Origin of the sequence: Shimwellia pseudoproteus (assembly GCF_016415625.1) — a bacterium.
Classification (GTDB): Bacteria; Pseudomonadota; Gammaproteobacteria; order Enterobacterales; family Enterobacteriaceae; genus Shimwellia; species Shimwellia pseudoproteus.
Window position 1 is genome coordinate 14,405 of sequence record NZ_WBXP01000042.1, and the last position, 18,088, is coordinate 32,492.

An 18,088-nucleotide genomic window follows, 5' to 3' on the forward strand; every position below is an offset into this window, starting at 1 on the left:
TTTAGCTAAATAAATAGCGGGCTTTGGCCCGCTTTTTTTTGCTATAGAAAAAATAATTATACCGATATATTGCATATTAATTCATTTTAAGGCATCGTGATCTGCAACGCCGGGACACGGTGATGACTGAATTGACAGACGGGAGTTTGAGAATGAAAAAGTTACTTTTGGTTGCCATGCTGGCCGGTATTGCGATGAACGCCACTGCCGCAGACAAAATCAGCTTCGGCTCATCTGCAACCTATCCGCCGTTTGAATCGCTGGATGCCAGCAACCAGATTGTCGGTTTTGATATCGACCTGGCAAAAGCCCTGTGCCAGCAAATGAAAGCGGAGTGTACTTTCACTAACCAGGCGTTTGATAGCCTGATCCCGGCGCTGAAATTCCGTAAATTCGATGCGGTGATCTCCGGCATGGATATCACCCCAGAGCGTAGCAAGCAGGTGGCATTTACCCAACCCTACTATGCTAACTCCGCCATCGTTATCGCCCAGAAAGGTAAATTCGCCAGCTTTGCGGATCTGAAAGGCAAACGTATTGGTATGGAAAATGGCACCACCCACCAGAAATACCTCCAGGATAAACACCCGGAAGTAAAAACCGTGGCCTATGACAGCTACCAGAACGCGATTATTGACCTGAAAAACGGCCGTCTGGATGGGGTGTTCGGCGATACTGCCGTGGTGAATGAGTGGCTAAAAACGAACCCACAGCTGGGGCCAGTGGGTGAGCACGTTACCGATCCACAATACTTTGGCACCGGTCTGGGGATTGCGGTACGCCCGGATAACCAGGCGCTGCTGAAGAAGCTCAATGATGCGCTGGCGGCGCTGAAGGCCAACGGCACTTACCAGAAAATTAGCCAGCAGTGGTTCCCGAACTGACAGCCTCGCTAACCGGCTACACCACGAAAACGGCTCACCGTCAGTGAGCCGTTTTTTTTAACGCCTTATTTTCAGCGGCAAAACCGGTTACCCCCGGCAGGGAACCGAAAAACGAAAACAGGCCCCGGCGCCGCGCTCTACCAGCTCAATATGACAGCCGTGTAACTCCAGCATACGCCGGACAATCATCAATCCCAGACCGCCACGCGGTGTCCCGGCAGAACGCCCTTCCAGTATTGACGGGCGCTGAAACAGCCCGTCACGCAGTGCATCCGGGATCCCCGGGCCGCTGTCCTGGATCTCCACCATAATATGCCCCCCCTGGGGCCAGCAGTGCAGTGAAATCACGCCCCCCTCCGGGGTATGGCGCACCGCATTATCCAGCAGGTTGGTCAGCACCCGCTCAATCATCGACAGGTCCGCCCAGGCCACTGGCAGCCTGGGGGGGATATCCACCTGCAGTGCCAGGTGGCGGCTCTCAAGGGAAAGATCGTATTTTTGCAGGATATCCTGAATCAGCTCCGGGGCGGCAAAGGCCTCAGCCCGGGGCGTAATACCACCGTACTCCAGCCTGGCCAGTTCAAATAACTGCTGGGAAAGGTGACGCACGTTGTTCCCCTGGCGTAGCGCTACGGCAAAATACTGCTGGCGCTCCTCAGGGGTCAGGGTGGCGGCCTTCACCGACAGCGTCTCCAGATACCCCAGCAGTGACGTTAACGGCGTGCGCAGGTCATGGGAGATAGTGGCAATAAACTCACGGCGCTGACGATCGCTGTCCGCCAGCGCATCCCACTGGGAAACGATTTTACGCGCCAGTAGCATAAAACTGTTGTGCAGCCGGGAGACTTCATCCTCCCCGGGGCGCAGGGGCTGGGCCGCCAGCAGGCGGATGGTATGAATACTGTCGCCGTCAATTACGCTCATCTGCCGGGTCAGCGCTTTTACCGGCCGGGTCACCCACCAGGAAGCCAGCGCGGCTGCCACCCCCCCCAGCGCAGCAACCAGCAACAACGACCATAACAGGGCATTGCGCAGCGCATTATGCCAGGCAGTTTCCGACAGGGCATTCAGCGTCTCACCCTGGAGAATAATATACAGGTAAGCCGTAAGCTGCTTGCCCCGGTATACCGGGGCGGCGCTGAAGACTTTTTGACGATCCCGGCTGCGCGGATCATCCCCGTAGATAGGCAGCGGTTTACCCCCGAGCAGCGCATGGATAGGCGCAATGGCAACCTTTTGCCGCTTGAGATGCCCCGCCGGTGCCGCATCCGCCAGCAGGCGGCCATCCGGCGCCAGCAGATACAGTTCAACGGACGGATTCAGGGTCATTAGCCTATCAAACAGCGAACTCAGGGTCTGGCGATTTACCGCGCCCGCCGGGGAGAGCAGCGCCTCGCTGGCGGTGATCTGGCCCGCCAGGTCCAGGGATAAGCGCTGGATCATCGCATTACCGTAGGCCCGGGAGCTGTGCAGTTGCACCATGCAGGCCGCCAGCGCACACAGCAACAGCAGACCGGTAAACACCAGCGCCAGCCGCTGGCTGAGGTTCAGTCTGGCCATTACTCCTCCCCGCCCGGCCCGCTGCTGACAAATTTATAGCCCTTCCCCCAGACGGTCTGAATCAGAAGCGGCTCTGCGGGATCGCGCTCGACCTTCAGGCGCAGCCGGTTAATGTGGGTATTTACCGTGTGTTCATAGCCCTCATGCCGGTACCCCCAGACATTTTCCAGCAGCGCCAGGCGAGAATAGACCTCACCCGGATGCCGGGCAAAGAAATAGAGCAAATCAAATTCTCTGGGGGTTAAATCCAGCGGCTGCTGGTTGAGTAACACATCGCGGCTCAGGGGATCAATGGTCAGATTGCCGCTTTTCAGGGTACCGGCATCCAGCTTCAGGCTCTGGCTCATGGCCTGCTGGCGGCGAAACAGCCCGTTATTCCAGTACCGAAAACGGTTTTACCAGGTAGTCATCGGCCCCGGTCTCCAGCCCCAGCACCCGCTGGCTTTCGCTGGCCCGGGCGCTGATGATAATCACCGGCAAATAGCGGGCCATCATGCGAATACGGCGGCAAATTTCCAGCCCGTCAGTATTGGGGAGCATCAGGTCGAGGATCACCGCATCCCAGGGCTCGCGCTCCAGCCGGGAAAGCGCCACCAGGCCGTCATCAACGTGGTCAATCTGGTAGCCTTCATCGCGCAGATTACGCTGTACCAGTGTCGCGATATCCGGGTCATCCTCCACCAGCAGTATTTTTTTGTCAGTCTCCATTGTGCCCCCCTGACGGTAATGGTTACCGGCACAGATTACCGAATCTCCGGGGGGAATGTTATAACCATTATTTTAACTTTCTGCGATAAACCGGGCGTGGGAAGCGGGCAATTACCCCCGGCTTAACAGGGTCAGCACCTCGTAATGTGCCGTATGGGGAAACATATCAAACAGTTGCACCCGGGTAACCCGGTAGCCTGGCAACCGGGCGATATCGCTGGCCATGGTGCGGGCATTGCAGCTTGAATAAATGATCCAGCGCGGCGCCATCGCGCTGAGGTAGTCACACAAGGCGGCACCGATACCGCGCCGCGGCGGGTTCACCAGCACCAGATCGGGGATCGCCGACTGCCCTGTCGCGTAGCGGGTGGAGTCCAGCGCCTGGAACTGTACCCGGGTCAGCCCCAGCATCTGCGCAGACTGCCTGGCACAGGCGATGGCCTGTGGGGCAATCTCAATCCCGGTCAGCTGCATCTCCGGCGTGGCGCAATGCAGGCCAAAGCCGCCGACACCACAGAACAGATCCCACATATGGCTGACCGGCAGCGCCCGTACCCAGTCCCGGGCGGTAGCATAAAGCTGCGCGGCAACCGTTGGGTTAGTCTGGAAAAAGCTCTGGGGACGGATCCACAGCGGTACACCGTTAAAGGACTCCGCCAGTGCGGTATCCGGCGTTAACGGAATTTCCAGCTCCCCTTCCATAATGGCCATATGGACCGGCTGAATATTGGCCGAGATCACCGCCAGTTGCGGTAATTGTGCCTGTAACCACGGCAGTGCGGCGCGTAACTGAGGGAGTTTGGCTTCTGAACGCAGCACAAAACGCAGCATCATGCGGCCATCCAGCTGGCTTTCGGTCAGCAACAGGTATTTCAGTTCACCGCGTTTGCGGGCCACGTTATAAGGGGTCAGCCCGGCCCGGGCGATAAACGGTTTCAGGGCAGCAAACACCGGCTGAAAACGGGGGGGATACAGCGGGCAGGCGGTGAGATCTTCCGGGGTGCCGTCTCGCTGTAGCATCCCCAGCAGTGGGCGCTCAACGCTACCGCTGACCACCATCTTTGCTTTATTGCGAAACCCCTGTTCCGGCCCGGTAACCGGCGCGCACCACTGCCCGACCGGGCAGCCGTCCATTAGCGACCGCAGATCGGCCATTTTTGCCGCCAGCTGCTGGTCAACAGATTGTTCCAGCCACTGACAGGAACGACAGCGACCGGTGTCATAGAGCACACATTGCATAGTAAAACCCCTGGAGGAAGGCCCGGCATTGTACCGGGTCAGCGCGGCTATTGCAGCCTGAAAAACCGCCGACTGGAAGGTGGCACAAACAGCAGAAACAACACCAGTAAATCCGGCGCTTTTTGGGCCACCAGCGCCTGAAAAATCTCCCGCTTTGATGCCCCGGCAATACTGAACAGTTCAGGATAGCCCCACCCGAGAGACGCGGCCCACAAATAGCCGGTCACCCCCAGTTGCACCAGCAGGTATAGCCAGCGCCCCCAGCTACGCCCTTTGATGATCACAAAGGCACAGCGGATATCAATGGCCACCACCAGCAAACTGGCGAAAGAGATAAGTGTCAGCGCCCAGGTCTGGATGCTGCGCTGGACAAACGCCAGCGCCCCGCTCACTCCCAGGGTGTTGAATAACATCAATAAATCAACGCACCGGGTGAGAATAATGGCACTCGATGCGATCAATACCAGGGTCGGCGCATTGAGCCTGGCATGGGAAGAATGATGGCTGCTAATTTTAAAAACCCCGTGGTCCTTACGTACGGATGCCGCGACTGGCGCGGCATCCGATAATGGCTTTCGGCGAATTTTATGCTTTTCAGCCGCGTCTTGCACGCTGGATGTCACGCATGCGTTGCTTTTCTGCCCGGGCCATCATGATCCACGCAATAAACCCGATGATCCCGACCACACCCAGTATAATCGATGCCAGCGCGTTAATTTCCGGGTTAACCCCCATCCGCACGCTGGAGAACACCAGCATCGGCAGTGTGGTGGCCCCGGGGCCGGAAACAAAGCTGGCTATCACCAGGTCATCCAGCGAGAGCGTAAACGCCAGCAGCCAGCCGGAAATGATCGCCGGGGAGATCATCGGCAGGGTGATGACGAAAAAGACCTTCAGCGGCGTGGCGCCGAGATCCATTGCCGCCTCTTCAATGGAACGATCCAGCTCCCGCAGCCGGGCGCTGATCACCACCGCCACATAGGCGGTACAAAAGGTGACGTGCGCCAGCCAAATCGTCAGCATACCGCGCTCTGCCGGCCAGCCAATGGCCTGACCCAGCGCCACAAACAGCAGCAGCAGGGACAAGCCGGTGATAACATCCGGCATCACCAGCGGCGCGGTGAGCATAAACGCAAACCCGTTCGCCCCGCGAAAACGCCGAAAGCGCACCATCACCACCGACGCAATCGTCCCGAGGACCACCGCCATACTGGCCGCCGCCGCCGCAATGGTCAGGCTGAGCACCACCGCGCTGATCATCTGGGCATCCTGGAACAGCACCCGATACCACTGGGTTGACCAGCCTGCCCACACGGTCACCAGCCGCGAGCTGTTAAACGAGTAAATCACCAGCATCAGCATCGGGGCATACAAAAAAGTAAACCCGATAATCAGGATAGCTATCCGCCACGGGGAGCATACTACCGGTAAATTATTCATCCCTGATCCTCCGCCACTTTGTTCTGGTGTTTATGGAACCACATGATTGGCACGATCAGCAGCACCAGCATGACAATGGCCACCGCCGATGCCACCGGCCAGTCGCGGTTATTGAAAAACTCCTGCCACAGTACCCGGCCAATCATGATGCTGTCCGGCCCGCCGAGCAGTTCCGGGATAACAAACTCCCCAACCGCCGGAATAAACACCAGCATGGAACCGGCGATAATCCCGCCTTTGGTTAATGGCACAATAATACTGAAGAAGGTTTTTAACGGCCTGGCCCCCAGATCGAGGGACGCCTCCACCAGGGAGTAGTCAATCCGGGTCAGCGCGGTATAGATAGGCAATACCATAAACGGCAGATAGGCATAAACAATGCCGATATAGACCGCCAGGTTGGTGTGCAGGATTGCCAGCGGCTGATCAATCACCCCAAGCCAAAGCAATACGTTGTTCAGTACCCCGTTCTCTTTCAGGATCCCTATCCAGGCATAGACGCGGATCAAAAACGATGTCCATGACGGCAGGATCACCAGCAGCAACAGGATATTGCGGGTGGAGGCTTTGCTGTGGGCCACCGCCCACGCCAGGGGATACCCCAGCACCAGACAGCACAGGGTCGACACCGCCGCCACCTGTAATGACTGGAGATACGCCTCCGCATACAGAGGATCGTCGGTCAGTTGCAGATAATTGGCAAAGTTAAGCGCGATGGTGAGCTGCCCGTCGGCCCAGCTCAGCAGGTCAGTATAGGGCGGAATTGCCCGGGCAATATCGGCGAGGCTTATCTTAAACACAATCAGGAACGGCACCATAAACAGCAGGATCAACCAGATAAACGGCAGCCCGATAACCAGTTTACGCCCGTGGACCATTTGCATACGGGCCAGCCAGAGCCGCACCGCGCCCTGGGGAGGTTTCCCTGCTGAACGTTCAGTTACACTGCTCATCATCCCCTCCTACACGGTCAGCACGACACAGCTGTCGGCATCCCAGCACAACCGGACTTCATCCCCCCAGGTCGGGGCCCCTTTACGATAGCGATGCGCATTCTGCAACTGGGCGCTGATCATCTGGCCACTGTGCAAACGGATGTGATAGATAGACAAATCGCCCAGGTAGGCAATGTGTACCACCTCCCCCACGGCGAAGTTGTAACCGTCGGCGGGTGGGGTTTCGCAGAGCATGACTTTTTCAGGACGCAGCGCCACATACACCGGCACACCATCAACCACCGACGCATCCGGATCGACCTTAAGCGGGTGCACCAGCCCCGGGGCGTCGATAACCAGCCCGTCTTCTTCGCGGGTTTTCAGCAACCCCTCAAAGACGTTGACCGAGCCAATAAACTCAGCGCTGTAGCGGGTGGTGGGATGTTCATAGATCTCTTCCGGCTCACCGATTTGCACAAATTTGCCGCGGTTCATAATGGCAATCCGCCCGGCCATGGTCATCGCCTCTTCCTGATCGTGGGTCACCATCACACAGGTCGCCCCGACCCGCTCAAGAATGTCCACCACCTCAAGCTGCATCCGGTCACGCAGTTTTTTATCCAGCGCGCCCATCGGCTCGTCAAGTAACAGCAATTTAGGCCGTTTGGCCAGACTGCGGGCCAGGGCCACACGCTGGCGCTGGCCGCCAGACAACTGATGCGGTTTACGCCGGGCATATTCCTGCATATGCACCAGCGCCAGCATCTCTTCCACCCGGCTGGCGATTTCCCCTTTCGCCAGCCGGTCCTGTTTCAGCCCAAAAGCGATGTTCTGCTCCACGGTCATATGGGGGAACAACGCATAAGACTGGAACATCATATTAATCGGCCGCTGGTAAGGCGGTACCTGGGACAAATCCACCCCGTCGAGGACAATCTGCCCGTGGGTGGGGGGCTCAAACCCGGCCAGCATCCGTAATAATGTGGATTTCCCGCACCCGGATGCGCCAAGCAGCGCGAAAATTTCCCCTTTGTAGATAGTCAGGCTGACATCATCAACGGCATGTTGGCCGTCAAACGATTTGGTCAGATTGCGGATTTCAAGCAGCGGAGTCAGTGTCTTAATGGTTTTCGCCCGCGGGCGGAGGATAGTGTCGTTCACGGTGGATTCCCTCCGGCAAAAGAGAAGTTCGGCCCGGTCGCCTTACTGTTTTTATTGTAGTGACCAGCGCAGCGAGGCCCTGGCCGTATTGGGGCAATTGCACACTTATGATGCAACTGCCCCTGATTAGCGCACTAAAATGGCTACTTACCCGTTTTTACTTTGGTCCATGAGCGGGTGATCACCCGATCGATCTTCGGCGACTGCACCTTAAGCGGGAACAATTTGGCACGTACCTCTGCCGGGGGGTAGATACCCGGATTATTACGCACTTCCGGGGCCAGATACTCGGTGGCGGCTTTGTTGGCATTCTGGTAGAACACAGTGTTGCTGATATCGGCAATCACTTTCGGCTCCATCAGATAATTAAGGAACTGGTAGGCGGCGTCTTTATTTTTGGCATCTGCCGTGATGGCGAAGTTATCAAAATAACCAATCGCCCCCTCTTTCGGGATGCTATACGCAATATGCACCCCGTTTTTCGCCTCTTTCGCGCGGTTAGCCGCCTGCAGAACATCCCCTGACCAGCCAATCGCCACGCAGATATCGCCATTGGCTAAATCGTTAATATATTGCGAAGAATGGAAATAGCGCACGCTGGGGCGCAGTTTAAGCAGCAGATCGGTGGCCGCCGTGTAATCAGCCGGATCGGCGCTGTTCGGGTCTTTGCCTAAATAGTGCAGCACCGTGGCGTACATTTCACTGGGGGCATCGAGGAATGCCACGCCGCAACTCTTAAGTTTGGCGAGATTTTCCGGTTTAAAAATCAGATCCCAGCTGTCCACCGGCGCGTTGTCGCCCAGGGCCGCTTTGACTTTATCAACGTTATAGCCGATACCAGTGGTCACCAGCATATAGGGGATACCGTATTTATTATCGTGGTCATTCTGCGCCGCCAGTTTCAGCAGCTCAGGATCCAGATTTTTATAATTCGGTAATTTGCTCTTATCCAGCGGGGCAAAAATCCCGGCCTGGGACTGACGCTCCAGGAAGTTAGACGATGGCACCACCAGATCATATCCCGTGCTGCCGGCCATTAATTTCCCCTCCAGCACCTCATTGGAGTCGAAGACGTCATAAACCACTTTAATCCCGGTCTGTTTGGTGAAATTTTTCAGGGTATCCTTGCCCATATAGTCAGACCAGTTGTAGATATGCAGCGTTTTCTGATCATCCGCCAGCGCCACGGCGGAGGAGACGATCAGTGCCCCGGCGATAACGCCTGACAACCATTTTTTTGCGGGGATGGACATATTTTTTATTTCCTTCTCAAAAGGTAATGGCAATGCGCGTGAGGGAGAAAACTCAACAGCAAACTTCTGGGCAAAATCCTATGCAAAATTCGTGCACACTTGTCCTGACTGAAATAAAAAAACGGTAATGAGGCTACCAGCACGCTGCACATTTTCGGTGCAGCGCAAGAATAACGTTAGCAGGGGATACGACGATAGCTAGCCAGAAAAAAGCGATTTTTATCAACCGGTCACAGAAATGACATTCAGAATTGGCGCCAGCAATAAAATTGGCATGAAAGCGATTATGGTGGGGGCGTGCGCGGGGTATTTCACTGCGCAGTGCCGTCATTATTCAGACGACAGTGCGCAATCAGGGAAGATTAATGCAGAAAATGGGTGACTTCAGGTTCTTCCGCTACAGCTTCATCGTCTGCGCTGTAGAGCAACTGGTTGGCTGAGGCTTCCAGAATCACCATTGAAACTTGTTCTTCACTCTGCTTCATAAAGGCGGCAAACTGCTCGCGGGTAACGCCCACCGTAACGGAAAGCGCCTGGCAGACCACCAATTTAGGCAGATTATCATCCTGAACATCAAGGAAGGCTTTCATGGTCAGCGAGCTGGCGTTGATCGACGAAAGATCAACCGACAGGGCTAACAGCGCCGAGGGTTTCACTTCAGCCAGCGCTGAGAATAACAGCACGTTATCAATCAGATCGATCTTCGCATCAAATACCCCTTCAAAATTCTGCATATGCGGAAGATGCAACGCCTGGCAGGAATCACACTCGTAGAAAGTTACCCCAATCTCATCCATCCAGCGACGGACAATTTCCAGTGTCGGAATGACGAGTGACTCCATAACCTCGGATACCTCTATTAACGTTAATAACGGGGGGCGAAATAAAGCACCATAGCTTACGCAAAAAGCCGCCTGGATACCATGCGATTATGCGGCATCTCCGGTTAGCCGCCCATTTTGGGGCTGTACCCTGGCCGGGCCTGGCATTCAATCCAGCGGATCATCAGGGTGGCAATATCCAGCCCGGTGGTGGTTTCAATCCCCTCCAGGCCGGGGGAGGCGTTAACCTCCATCACCAGCGGCCCGCGGTTGGCGCGCAGAATATCCACCCCGGCCACTTCCAGCCCCAGGGTCTGGGCCGCCGTGATAGCCAGCGCCCGCTCCTGATCGGAAATCTCCACCATCCGGGCCCGTCCTCCCCGGTGGAGGTTGGAACGAAAATCCCCGGCTTTTGCCTGGCGTTCAATGGCGGCCACCACCTGATCCCCCACCACCAGGCAGCGCACATCTTTGCCCCCGGACTCCGCGATATATTCCTGCACCAGGATATGGGCATTTAAGCCGCGAAAAGCATCAATCACGCTTTCCGCGGCCTGGGTCGTCTCTGTCAGGACCACGCCAATCCCCTGGGTCCCCTCCACCAGCTTCACCACCAGCGGCGCCCCGCCCACCATCCTTATCAGGTCGCTGGTATCATCCGGGGAGTGCGCCATGCCGGTGATCGGCAGCGGGACCCCTTTGCTGGCGAGCAATTGCAGGGAGCGCAGTTTATCCCGCGCCCGGCTAATGGCCACAGACTCGTTAAGCGGGTAACTGCCGGAAAGCTCGAACTGGCGTAATACGGCGGTACCGTAGAAGGTAATGGCGGAGCCTATACGCGGAATAATCGCATCATAATGGGGTAACCGGCGGCCTTTATAATGCACACAGGACGCCTCAGAACCGATGGTCATATAGCAGGAGAGCGGATCAATAATCTCCACCTGATGCCCCCGGGCGAGAGCGGCCTCCCGCAGGCGTTTACAGGACCAGAGCGACCCGTCCCTGGATAAAATAGCTATTTTCATCCGCTACCCCTTCGCGATGGTCATGGCGATGGCGGGCGGATTAACGCTCGGCCCAGCCCTGTTGATGTAAATAGTCGAGAATAAACGGTCGGCTCTCTTTGATAATGGTGCGGCGGATATGATCGCTCCAGGTATCCTGGCGGGTGTTACTCCCCCGGCGCTGATAATAGTCGGCAACCTCATCGTCGTACTGCTGCAGCACCGCACGGTCCAGCGGCTGGTAGTGATTTTCATGTACCACTAATGACTGCGGCAGGCGCGGTTTCAGATCCGGCTTTTCCGCGGGCCAGCCAAGGCACAGCCCGAACAGCGGCAGGACAAATTTCGGCAACCCAAGTAATGCGGTAACCTCAGCAATATGGTTGCGGACCCCGCCGATATACACCCCGCCCAGCCCCAGAGACTCCGCGGCGGTCAGCGCATTCTGGGCCATCATCGCGGTATCGACCGCCCCCAGCAGCAGTTGCTCGGTCCAGCCCAGTTGTGCCCCGGGGCAAATTTGCAGATGGCGGTTAAAATCCGCACAAAAGATCCAGAACTCCGCAGCCTGGGCCACGTGCTGCTGGGGCCCGGCCAGCTCTGCCAGCCGGGCACGCAGGGTGCTGTCAGTGATGCGAATAATCGCGCTGCACTGTAAGAAACTGGAGCTGGAGGTCGCTCTGGCGCTAGCGAAGATTGCCTCACGTTGTGCATCGCTGATCGGTTGGTCAGTAAACCGGCGTACAGAACGGTGGGCAAGCAGCAGATCAATGGTCGGCGTCATCGCGTGTTTCCTTTTTTGACTCAGTATGTTGCATCAATTGCGGGGCCACACGGCGGGATAGGGCCCCAATCAGGGCCACCGCCGCGGGGAGCATCAGCCCTACCCCGGCAAAAATCATGATTAGCGCAGCCCCACTGCCGGCCAGCACGCCAGGCAATACCAGATACCGATTAACCGAAAGCCAGGCCAGCACCAACAGCAGAATGCCTGCGGTTTCCAGAATCAGTAGCGGTAATGGGATGATCCTTTGCTTTTTCATCTATCCGCTCCTTATCAGAATGGGCAGAGTATATACGCAAAACAGGCCCGGATGCAGGCACAGGACATGCCCCCGGCAGTAAAAATAGCGGCGGCCGGCATAATGGCAAAATAGAGGGGAATACAGGCGCGATGTCGTGCTCAGCAACACCGCCGGGGGAATTACTCGTCGTCTTGTGGGGGGGCAAGCTCGCGGCGCTTTTTCCGCATCCCTACGACCATCAGAAAACATAAGGAACCAAGAGATGACCAGAAGACCGCGCTCAGCAACCAGGCGATTTCCTGTACGAAAGGACGATCCGAGACAAAAATCGTGTCCAGGGCAATAATACACACCGGGAGTGCTATCATGACGCCAATCAGCGGCTCAACAATGCGCTCTTTGCGGGCAAAAAAACTGGCGACAGCCCCGGGGATCAGAAAAACCAATAGACCAAGTTCCGGGTGGCCGGCCGCACGAAATGCGCCGCGCATGTTCCAGCGCACCGCCAGAAACACCACGAGAAACAATACACAGCAACAAATGATACTCATCCAGCGATGTGCCCGCATTACAACAATCCCCCTGACATTGCCACTATCAACCAACCGCTTTTCCTCCGCAGAGGAACCAGCCAGATAAAGCACATGCTATCCATGCCAGAACTGAACGCTTATTTTTACTTTTGGTCTCTGTTATCTATGAACTCTCACTAGCCGTTAATTCAATGAAAGATTAAACTAACCGCGCTGACGTGAGTGAGGGCTGTTTTTCATCTTGCCTATCATATTGCCCGACAGGGTTATTGCCCCAAAAAACATCACTGACATTAGCGCAAAATATTATCACTTTCAACAGGTTACTAGTAAACAAGAAGTTATCCTCAGTGAATATAAACGTCGCGGATTTGTTAAGCGGGAATTACATCCTGTTATTATTTGTGGTACTCGCCCTGGGCCTATGTCTGGGTAAATTACGGCTGGGCTCAGTACAACTGGGTAATTCTATTGGTGTTTTAGTGGTCTCTTTATTGCTGGGACAGCAACACTTTGCCATGAACACCGATGCACTAAATCTGGGCTTTATGCTGTTTATTTTTTGCGTAGGTGTCGAAGCCGGGCCGAACTTTTTTTCCATCTTTTTCCGCGATGGTAAAAATTATCTTATGTTAGCCACCGTCATGGTGGGGAGCGCGCTGCTGATGGCAGTGGGCTTTGGCAAACTGTTCCACTGGGACATCGGGCTGACTGCCGGGATGCTGGCCGGGGCCATGACCTCAACCCCGGTACTGGTGGGGGCGGGTGATACCCTGCGCCACTCAGGGATGGATAGCGCCCAGCTGGCTATTGCCCAGGATCATCTGAGCCTCGGTTACGCCTTAACCTATCTGGTGGGGCTGGTGAGCCTGATTGTCGGTGCCCGTTATCTGCCCAAACTGCAGCATCAGGATTTACAGACCAGCGCCCAGCAGATTGCCCGGGAGCGTGGCCTGGATACCGATGCCACCCGGAAAGTCTATTTACCGGTTATCCGCGCCTACCGCGTTGGCCCGGAGCTGGTTGCCTGGGCGGACGGTAAAAACCTGCGCGAGCTGGGGATCTATCGCCAGACCGGGTGCTATATCGAACGCATCCGCCGTAACGGTATTCTGGCAACCCCGGACGGGGACGCAGTGCTCCAGGTTGGGGATGAGATCTCCCTGGTAGGTTACCCCGATGCCCACGCCCGTCTTGATCCCAGCTTCCGTAACGGTAAGGAAGTCTTCGATCGCGATCTGCTGGATATGCGTATTGTCACCGAAGAGATTGTGGTCAAGAACCACAATGTGGTGGGCCGCCGCCTGGCGCAAATGAAACTCACCGATCACGGCTGCTTCCTCAACCGGGTGATCCGCAGCCAGATTGAGATGCCGATTGACGACAATATCGTTCTCAATAAGGGCGATGTGTTGCAGGTGAGCGGTGATGCCCGCCGGGTAAAAACCATTGCCGACCGTATTGGGTTTATCTCCATCCACAGCCAGGTTACCGATCTGCTGGCCTTCTGCGCCTTTTTTATTATTGGCCTGATGATTGGGATGATCACCTTCGAATTCAGTTCGTTCAGTTTCGGGGTGGGTAACGCCGCCGGGCTGCTGTTTGCCGGGATCATGCTCGGGTTCCTGCGGGCGAACCATCCTACCTTCGGCTACATCCCCCAGGGGGCGCTGAATATGGTGAAAGAGTTCGGCCTGATGGTGTTTATGGCCGGTGTCGGCCTGAGTGCCGGTAGCGGTATTAGCCACGGTCTGGGTGCCATTGGCGGCCAGATGCTGGCTGCCGGTCTGATTGTCAGCCTGTTGCCGGTGGTGATCTGTTTCCTGTTCGGGGCTTATGTGCTGCGCATGAACCGCGCGTTGCTGTTCGGGGCCATGATGGGGGCCCGTACCTGTGCGCCCGCCATGGAGATTATCAGCGATGTGTCGCGCAGTAATATCCCGGCGCTGGGCTATGCGGGGACCTATGCGATAGCCAACGTATTGCTCACCCTGGCGGGGACATTAATCATCATCATCTGGCCGGGTCTGGCTGGCTGATTACCCATTTTGTGCTGTCAAAAATTATTTCGCACTGCCCCGCGAACTTTTCACCAGGTCCCGGGTCTTAATTAGTGCCACTGCTTTTCTTTGATGTCCCCAATTTGTGGAGCCCATCAACCCCGCCGCTTCTGGTTCAAGGTTGATGGGTTTTTTGTTGCCTGAAATTCACATCCTTTCTAATCAGTTACTTACAAGCTGTACTTCAACGCTATGGCGGCAAAGTGGCGACAGCGGAAATTTCCTCACCCCTAATAAAACAAAACCCGCACATTGCGGGTTTTGTTCAAAGCCATAATGCGCCCTGCTGAGATCGATCAGGATGCGGTGGAACTGTCTTGATAATTCCAGGCTGCATGATGATATCTGATACCGTCTCCAGCGATTTGAACGTGCATCCACAGTTGATGTTCTGGCACTGGTTATAGCGCTCTTTTGTGTTTGACGTTACTTGATAGCTGCTCCGTGTATGTGCGGCCCCACCACACAAAGGACAATTCATCATGATTCGCTCTCCACCTTTGCTTAAATCGCAATAATGATACACCATTGTTCACAATATGAAACTTAATATTTCATATCAGAACTATCAACTTTAACTTCCAGATCCAGCGCTGTTGTAAATCCCGAATCCGAACTCAGTGAGTGAGTTACGGTTGTGATAATCCACTCTGCGTTATCAATTGCCGCTTTGAACCCACTGACCCGAACCGGCATTTCGGTATAAAGATCTGCCCGGCCCCGGGCTAATTGCAGGGAAAATGATGCAACACCACGCTGCAGCCTTTCCCAGTGCATTTTTGCCGCCCGCTCAGCATTGCTTTTGTTAGCGTATGTTCTGCCCAGGACCAGTACATTTTCATCTGTGCCGATCAGGTAATCCCCCTGCTTCGCTTCAGCCGCTTTGTGCAGGACTATCTGGTGTTTGGTAACGCCTACCTGGAGAAACGGACGAACAGACTGGGCGGCATCCTATCGCTGGAGCCATCGCTGGCGAAATATACCCGCCGCGGGATCGACCTCGACACCTACTGGTTTGTGCAATACGGCATGACCACGCAGCCCTACGAGTTCTCCAAAAGCAGCATCTTTCACCTGATGGAACCGTGTAAGCATCCCTGCAAAACGTCCCATTCACTTTTAGAGATCTTCCGACATACTGATTATGTCCCCAGAGGAGATCGCCATGCGTAAAGCCCGATTCACCGAACACCAGATCATTGCCGTTCTGAAGTCCGTCGAAGCAGGACGTACCGTTAAGGATGTCTGCCGCGAAGCGGGAATATCTGAAGCCTCATACTACAACTGGAAAGCAAAGTACGGCGGTATGGAAGCCTCTGATATCAAAAAGATGAAAGACCTTGAGGATGAAAATCGTCGTCTCAAACAGATGTTTGCCGATCTCAGCCTTGAATGTCGTGCACTGAAGGACGTTATCGAAAAAAAGCTTTGAAACCAGCGATAAAGCGCGAGCTCGCCAGCTATCTGATCACTCAGTTTGCCATGAGCGTGCGCCAGGCCTGCAGGACATTATCGCTGAGCAGGACGGTATATTTTTATCAGGCCGATACCCGGCGTGATGAGCCTGTTATAGAGGCGCTTTCGGTCATGGCTGAACGCTATCCAAAATACGGCTTCAAAAAGTTGTTCCAGGTGCTTCGCCGGCAGGGCCACGCCTGGAATCATAAGCGTGTGCACCGTATTTATTGCCAGATGGGGCTGAATTTCAGACGGCGGGGAAAGCGGCGTCTGCCAGCCCGTGATCCTTCGCCATTACGTGTACCACAGGTACTGAATCAGAGCTGGTCCATCGATTTTATGCACGATGCCCTGACCTGTGGCAGGCGATTCCGGACGTTTAATGTGGTGGATGATTTTAACCGCGAAGCCCTGGCCATTGAAATCGATCTGAATATCCCGGCGCAGTGGGTGGTCCGGGTACTGGACAGGGTTGTCGCCAGCCGGGGATACCCTCTGAAACTCAGGATGGACAACGGACCAGAACTGGTGTCAGTCACACTGGCTCAGTGGGCGGAGGAGCACCATGTTGAACTGGAATTTATCCGTCCGGGAAAACCAACTGAAAACGCGTTCATAGAGCGTTTTAACCGGACATACCGGACTGAAATACTGGACTTTTACCTGTTCAGGACACTGAATGAAGTAAGGGAAATAACAGAGCGCTGGCTGACGGAATATAACTGCGAGCGCCCGCATGAATCCCTGAATAACCTGACGCCGGAAGAATACCGGCTGATGGCTGAAAACCCGGAAATCTCAAAAAGTGCGTGGAACTAAAACGGGTATGCTTACAACCGGACCTGAACCAGGAGATTTACGGCCTGCCGGAATACCTGTCCGCCATTCCCTCCGCCCTGCTGAATGAGTCCGCCACGCTGTTCCGTCGGAAGTACTACATCAACGGCAGCCATGCGGGTTTTATCATGTACATGACCGACGCAGCGCAGAACCAGGAGGACGTGAACAACATCCGCCAGGCGATGAAGAGCGCCAAAGGACCGGGCAACTTCCGCAACCTGTTTATGTACTCACCCAACGGTAAAAAGGACGGTATCCAGATCATCCCGCTGTCAGAGGTGGCGGCAAAGGATGAGTTTCTGAACATCAAAAACGTGAGCCGCGATGACATGATGGCGGCGCACCGCGTGCCGCCGCAGATGATGGGGATTATGCCGAGTAATGTTGGTGGGTTTGGGGATGTGGAGAAAGCGAGCCACGTCTTTGTCCGCAATGAGCTGATGCCACTGCAGAAGCGCCTGCAGGAGCTGAATGACTGGGTTGGGGAGGAGTTGATCCGCTTTGAAAGTTACTCACTAGGATTAGATAAGCTCTAAGAATAAAGTTGTTATAAAAATAAACAGCCTAGCATTTGGCTGTTTATCAAAACCTGATCAAGAAAAAATATTGCTAGGCTAATGGCAATAGGGATACTAATTAGTTCTAATCGTATGCAATTGACCACAAGCCTCACAGCGCATATTTTCGGAGTGGCTATATTTATTTTTCAATTGCGAAATTTTAGCAGAGACTGTCCATAGTGACATTTCTTTTTGTTTTCTCTTAAATTCTTCAAGCTGAGGCCAATAATCGCGCAAATGGGCCTTATTAGGTGATTTAATAATATCCTCTACAATACGAGACATTCTTGCGAATGCATCTTTAAAACGAGTCAACTCAACGACATCCAAATTAACTAAAGTGGTTGCCATTTCGCTATTTATATGTGTATTTTCTCGATTAAGAGCAACAAGCCATTGACCATGAGCTATTTTATTTCTAATGAGACTTGGAGACTTGATATAGGCATCAACTAAGCGATTGAGTTCCTGAACTACATTAGGCACATGATTATGTTTAGTTCCTTTAGGGAAGGTGCGAATAAGCAGGTCATTTCTTCCCAAGCTGACTCGCTGATTAAAATTTCGCGGATCTGGGCCGATTTTTTTCCCGCAAACACATCGA

The 18,088-nt window shown here is 54.8% G+C and carries 16 protein-coding genes and 5 pseudogenes; 5 read left to right on the plus strand and 16 right to left on the minus strand.

From position 1 onward, the window contains the following. Positions 1-152 precede the first annotated feature (152 nt). Complete coding sequence (artJ, locus tag F9C28_RS15705) at positions 153-884, plus strand: arginine ABC transporter substrate-binding protein ArtJ (protein ID WP_199016288.1); 732 nt, start codon at positions 153-155, stop codon at positions 882-884. A gap of 87 nt (positions 885-971) precedes the next feature. Here artJ and F9C28_RS15710 read toward each other — a convergent pair whose 3' ends face one another. The 13 genes and pseudogenes from F9C28_RS15710 to F9C28_RS15770 form a co-directional block, all read right to left on the minus strand. Continuing rightward, positions 972-2,444 carry a sensor histidine kinase gene (locus F9C28_RS15710; RefSeq protein ID WP_199016289.1) on the minus strand — a complete coding sequence of 491 codons (1,473 nt, stop codon included), beginning with the start codon at positions 2,442-2,444 and terminating at the stop codon, positions 972-974. Beyond that, a pseudogene (locus F9C28_RS15715) lies at positions 2,444-3,152 on the minus strand (response regulator transcription factor). Before F9C28_RS15715 ends, F9C28_RS15710 begins: the two are co-directional and overlap by 1 nt. A gap of 111 nt (positions 3,153-3,263) precedes the next feature. Beyond that, positions 3,264-4,391: a 23S rRNA (uracil(747)-C(5))-methyltransferase RlmC gene (gene rlmC / locus F9C28_RS15720; protein ID WP_199016290.1), complete on the minus strand. Its 1,128-nt coding sequence runs from the start codon at positions 4,389-4,391 to the stop codon at positions 3,264-3,266. Between the two features lie 47 nt (positions 4,392-4,438). Next, positions 4,439-4,903 (minus strand): YbjO family protein, encoded by a 465-nt coding sequence (locus F9C28_RS15725; protein ID WP_199016302.1) that lies wholly within the window; start codon positions 4,901-4,903, stop codon positions 4,439-4,441. An 82-nt stretch (positions 4,904-4,985) separates the two neighbouring features. After that, complete coding sequence (gene potI, locus F9C28_RS15730) at positions 4,986-5,831, minus strand: putrescine ABC transporter permease PotI (RefSeq protein ID WP_199016291.1); 846 nt, start codon at positions 5,829-5,831, stop codon at positions 4,986-4,988. Beyond that, positions 5,828-6,784 (minus strand): putrescine ABC transporter permease PotH, encoded by a 957-nt coding sequence (gene potH, locus F9C28_RS15735; RefSeq protein WP_199016292.1) that lies wholly within the window; start codon positions 6,782-6,784, stop codon positions 5,828-5,830. The genes potI and potH overlap by 4 nt, the downstream gene beginning before the upstream one ends. A gap of 9 nt (positions 6,785-6,793) precedes the next feature. After that, entirely contained in the window at positions 6,794-7,927 is a 1,134-nt protein-coding gene (potG, locus tag F9C28_RS15740; protein WP_199016293.1) for a putrescine ABC transporter ATP-binding subunit PotG, read from the minus strand. Between the two features lie 143 nt (positions 7,928-8,070). Continuing rightward, entirely contained in the window at positions 8,071-9,180 is a 1,110-nt protein-coding gene (gene potF / locus F9C28_RS15745; RefSeq protein WP_199016294.1) for a spermidine/putrescine ABC transporter substrate-binding protein PotF, read from the minus strand. A gap of 362 nt (positions 9,181-9,542) precedes the next feature. Beyond that, entirely contained in the window at positions 9,543-10,022 is a 480-nt protein-coding gene (locus F9C28_RS15750) for a YbjN domain-containing protein (protein WP_199016295.1), read from the minus strand. A gap of 104 nt (positions 10,023-10,126) precedes the next feature. Next, entirely contained in the window at positions 10,127-11,029 is a 903-nt protein-coding gene (gene rimK / locus F9C28_RS15755; RefSeq protein ID WP_199016296.1) for a 30S ribosomal protein S6--L-glutamate ligase, read from the minus strand. A 40-nt stretch (positions 11,030-11,069) separates the two neighbouring features. Beyond that, complete coding sequence (gene nfsA, locus F9C28_RS15760) at positions 11,070-11,792, minus strand: oxygen-insensitive NADPH nitroreductase (RefSeq protein ID WP_199016297.1); 723 nt, start codon at positions 11,790-11,792, stop codon at positions 11,070-11,072. Continuing rightward, entirely contained in the window at positions 11,776-12,051 is a 276-nt protein-coding gene (locus F9C28_RS15765; RefSeq protein ID WP_199016298.1) for a DUF1418 family protein, read from the minus strand. Before F9C28_RS15765 ends, nfsA begins: the two co-directional genes overlap by 17 nt. 161 nt (positions 12,052-12,212) lie before the next feature. Next, positions 12,213-12,602 (minus strand): inner membrane protein YbjM, encoded by a 390-nt coding sequence (locus tag F9C28_RS15770; protein ID WP_199016303.1) that lies wholly within the window; start codon positions 12,600-12,602, stop codon positions 12,213-12,215. 314 nt (positions 12,603-12,916) lie between these two features. Between F9C28_RS15770 and F9C28_RS15775 the strand changes: the two genes are divergently transcribed. Then, complete coding sequence (locus F9C28_RS15775; protein WP_199016299.1) at positions 12,917-14,605, plus strand: aspartate:alanine antiporter; 1,689 nt, start codon at positions 12,917-12,919, stop codon at positions 14,603-14,605. 286 nt (positions 14,606-14,891) lie between these two features. On the opposite strand, the gene F9C28_RS15780 is transcribed toward F9C28_RS15775, so the two are convergent. Both F9C28_RS15780 and F9C28_RS15785 read right to left on the minus strand, forming a co-directional pair. Further along, entirely contained in the window at positions 14,892-15,110 is a 219-nt protein-coding gene (locus F9C28_RS15780) for an ogr/Delta-like zinc finger family protein (RefSeq protein WP_199016300.1), read from the minus strand. A gap of 62 nt (positions 15,111-15,172) precedes the next feature. Next, positions 15,173-15,511 (minus strand): annotated as a pseudogene (locus tag F9C28_RS15785) (phage late control D family protein); the annotation flags it as partial. Here F9C28_RS15785 and F9C28_RS15790 point away from each other — a divergent pair. From F9C28_RS15790 to F9C28_RS15800, 3 genes and pseudogenes are all read left to right on the plus strand, one after another. Further along, positions 15,500-15,712, plus strand: a pseudogene (locus F9C28_RS15790) (phage portal protein); the annotation flags it as partial. The pseudogenes F9C28_RS15785 and F9C28_RS15790 overlap by 12 nt on opposite strands. 79 nt (positions 15,713-15,791) lie before the next feature. Further along, positions 15,792-16,903 (plus strand): IS3 family transposase gene (locus tag F9C28_RS15795; protein WP_199016301.1). Its coding sequence is split into 2 segments (ribosomal slippage): positions 15,792-16,053 and positions 16,053-16,903, totalling 1,113 coding nucleotides; the frame shifts between segments, so codons are not numbered across the junction. An 11-nt stretch (positions 16,904-16,914) separates the two neighbouring features. Continuing rightward, positions 16,915-17,460: pseudogene (locus F9C28_RS15800) on the plus strand (phage portal protein); the annotation flags it as partial. Between the two features lie 96 nt (positions 17,461-17,556). Here the strand turns inward: F9C28_RS15800 and F9C28_RS15805 are convergent. Further along, positions 17,557-18,088: pseudogene (locus F9C28_RS15805) on the minus strand (hypothetical protein); the annotation flags it as partial.

What these genes read in the sequence shown, in the direction of transcription:
- F9C28_RS15780 (WP_199016300.1), bottom strand. Translation starts at nt 15,110, where the DNA reads ATGATGAATTGTCCTTTGTGTGGTGGGGCCGCACATACACGGAGCAGC.
- rlmC (WP_199016290.1), bottom strand. Translation starts at nt 4,391, where the DNA reads ATGCAATGTGTGCTCTATGACACCGGTCGCTGTCGTTCCTGTCAGTGG.
- rimK (WP_199016296.1), bottom strand. Translation starts at nt 11,029, where the DNA reads ATGAAAATAGCTATTTTATCCAGGGACGGGTCGCTCTGGTCCTGTAAA.
- F9C28_RS15750 (WP_199016295.1), bottom strand. Translation starts at nt 10,022, where the DNA reads ATGGAGTCACTCGTCATTCCGACACTGGAAATTGTCCGTCGCTGGATG.
- artJ (WP_199016288.1), top strand. Translation starts at nt 153, where the DNA reads ATGAAAAAGTTACTTTTGGTTGCCATGCTGGCCGGTATTGCGATGAAC.
- F9C28_RS15765 (WP_199016298.1), bottom strand. Translation starts at nt 12,051, where the DNA reads ATGAAAAAGCAAAGGATCATCCCATTACCGCTACTGATTCTGGAAACC.
- nfsA (WP_199016297.1), bottom strand. Translation starts at nt 11,792, where the DNA reads ATGACGCCGACCATTGATCTGCTGCTTGCCCACCGTTCTGTACGCCGG.
- F9C28_RS15770 (WP_199016303.1), bottom strand. Translation starts at nt 12,602, where the DNA reads ATGCGGGCACATCGCTGGATGAGTATCATTTGTTGCTGTGTATTGTTT.
- potI (WP_199016291.1), bottom strand. Translation starts at nt 5,831, where the DNA reads ATGAATAATTTACCGGTAGTATGCTCCCCGTGGCGGATAGCTATCCTG.
- potH (WP_199016292.1), bottom strand. Translation starts at nt 6,784, where the DNA reads ATGAGCAGTGTAACTGAACGTTCAGCAGGGAAACCTCCCCAGGGCGCG.
- F9C28_RS15710 (WP_199016289.1), bottom strand. Translation starts at nt 2,444, where the DNA reads ATGGCCAGACTGAACCTCAGCCAGCGGCTGGCGCTGGTGTTTACCGGT.
- potF (WP_199016294.1), bottom strand. Translation starts at nt 9,180, where the DNA reads ATGTCCATCCCCGCAAAAAAATGGTTGTCAGGCGTTATCGCCGGGGCA.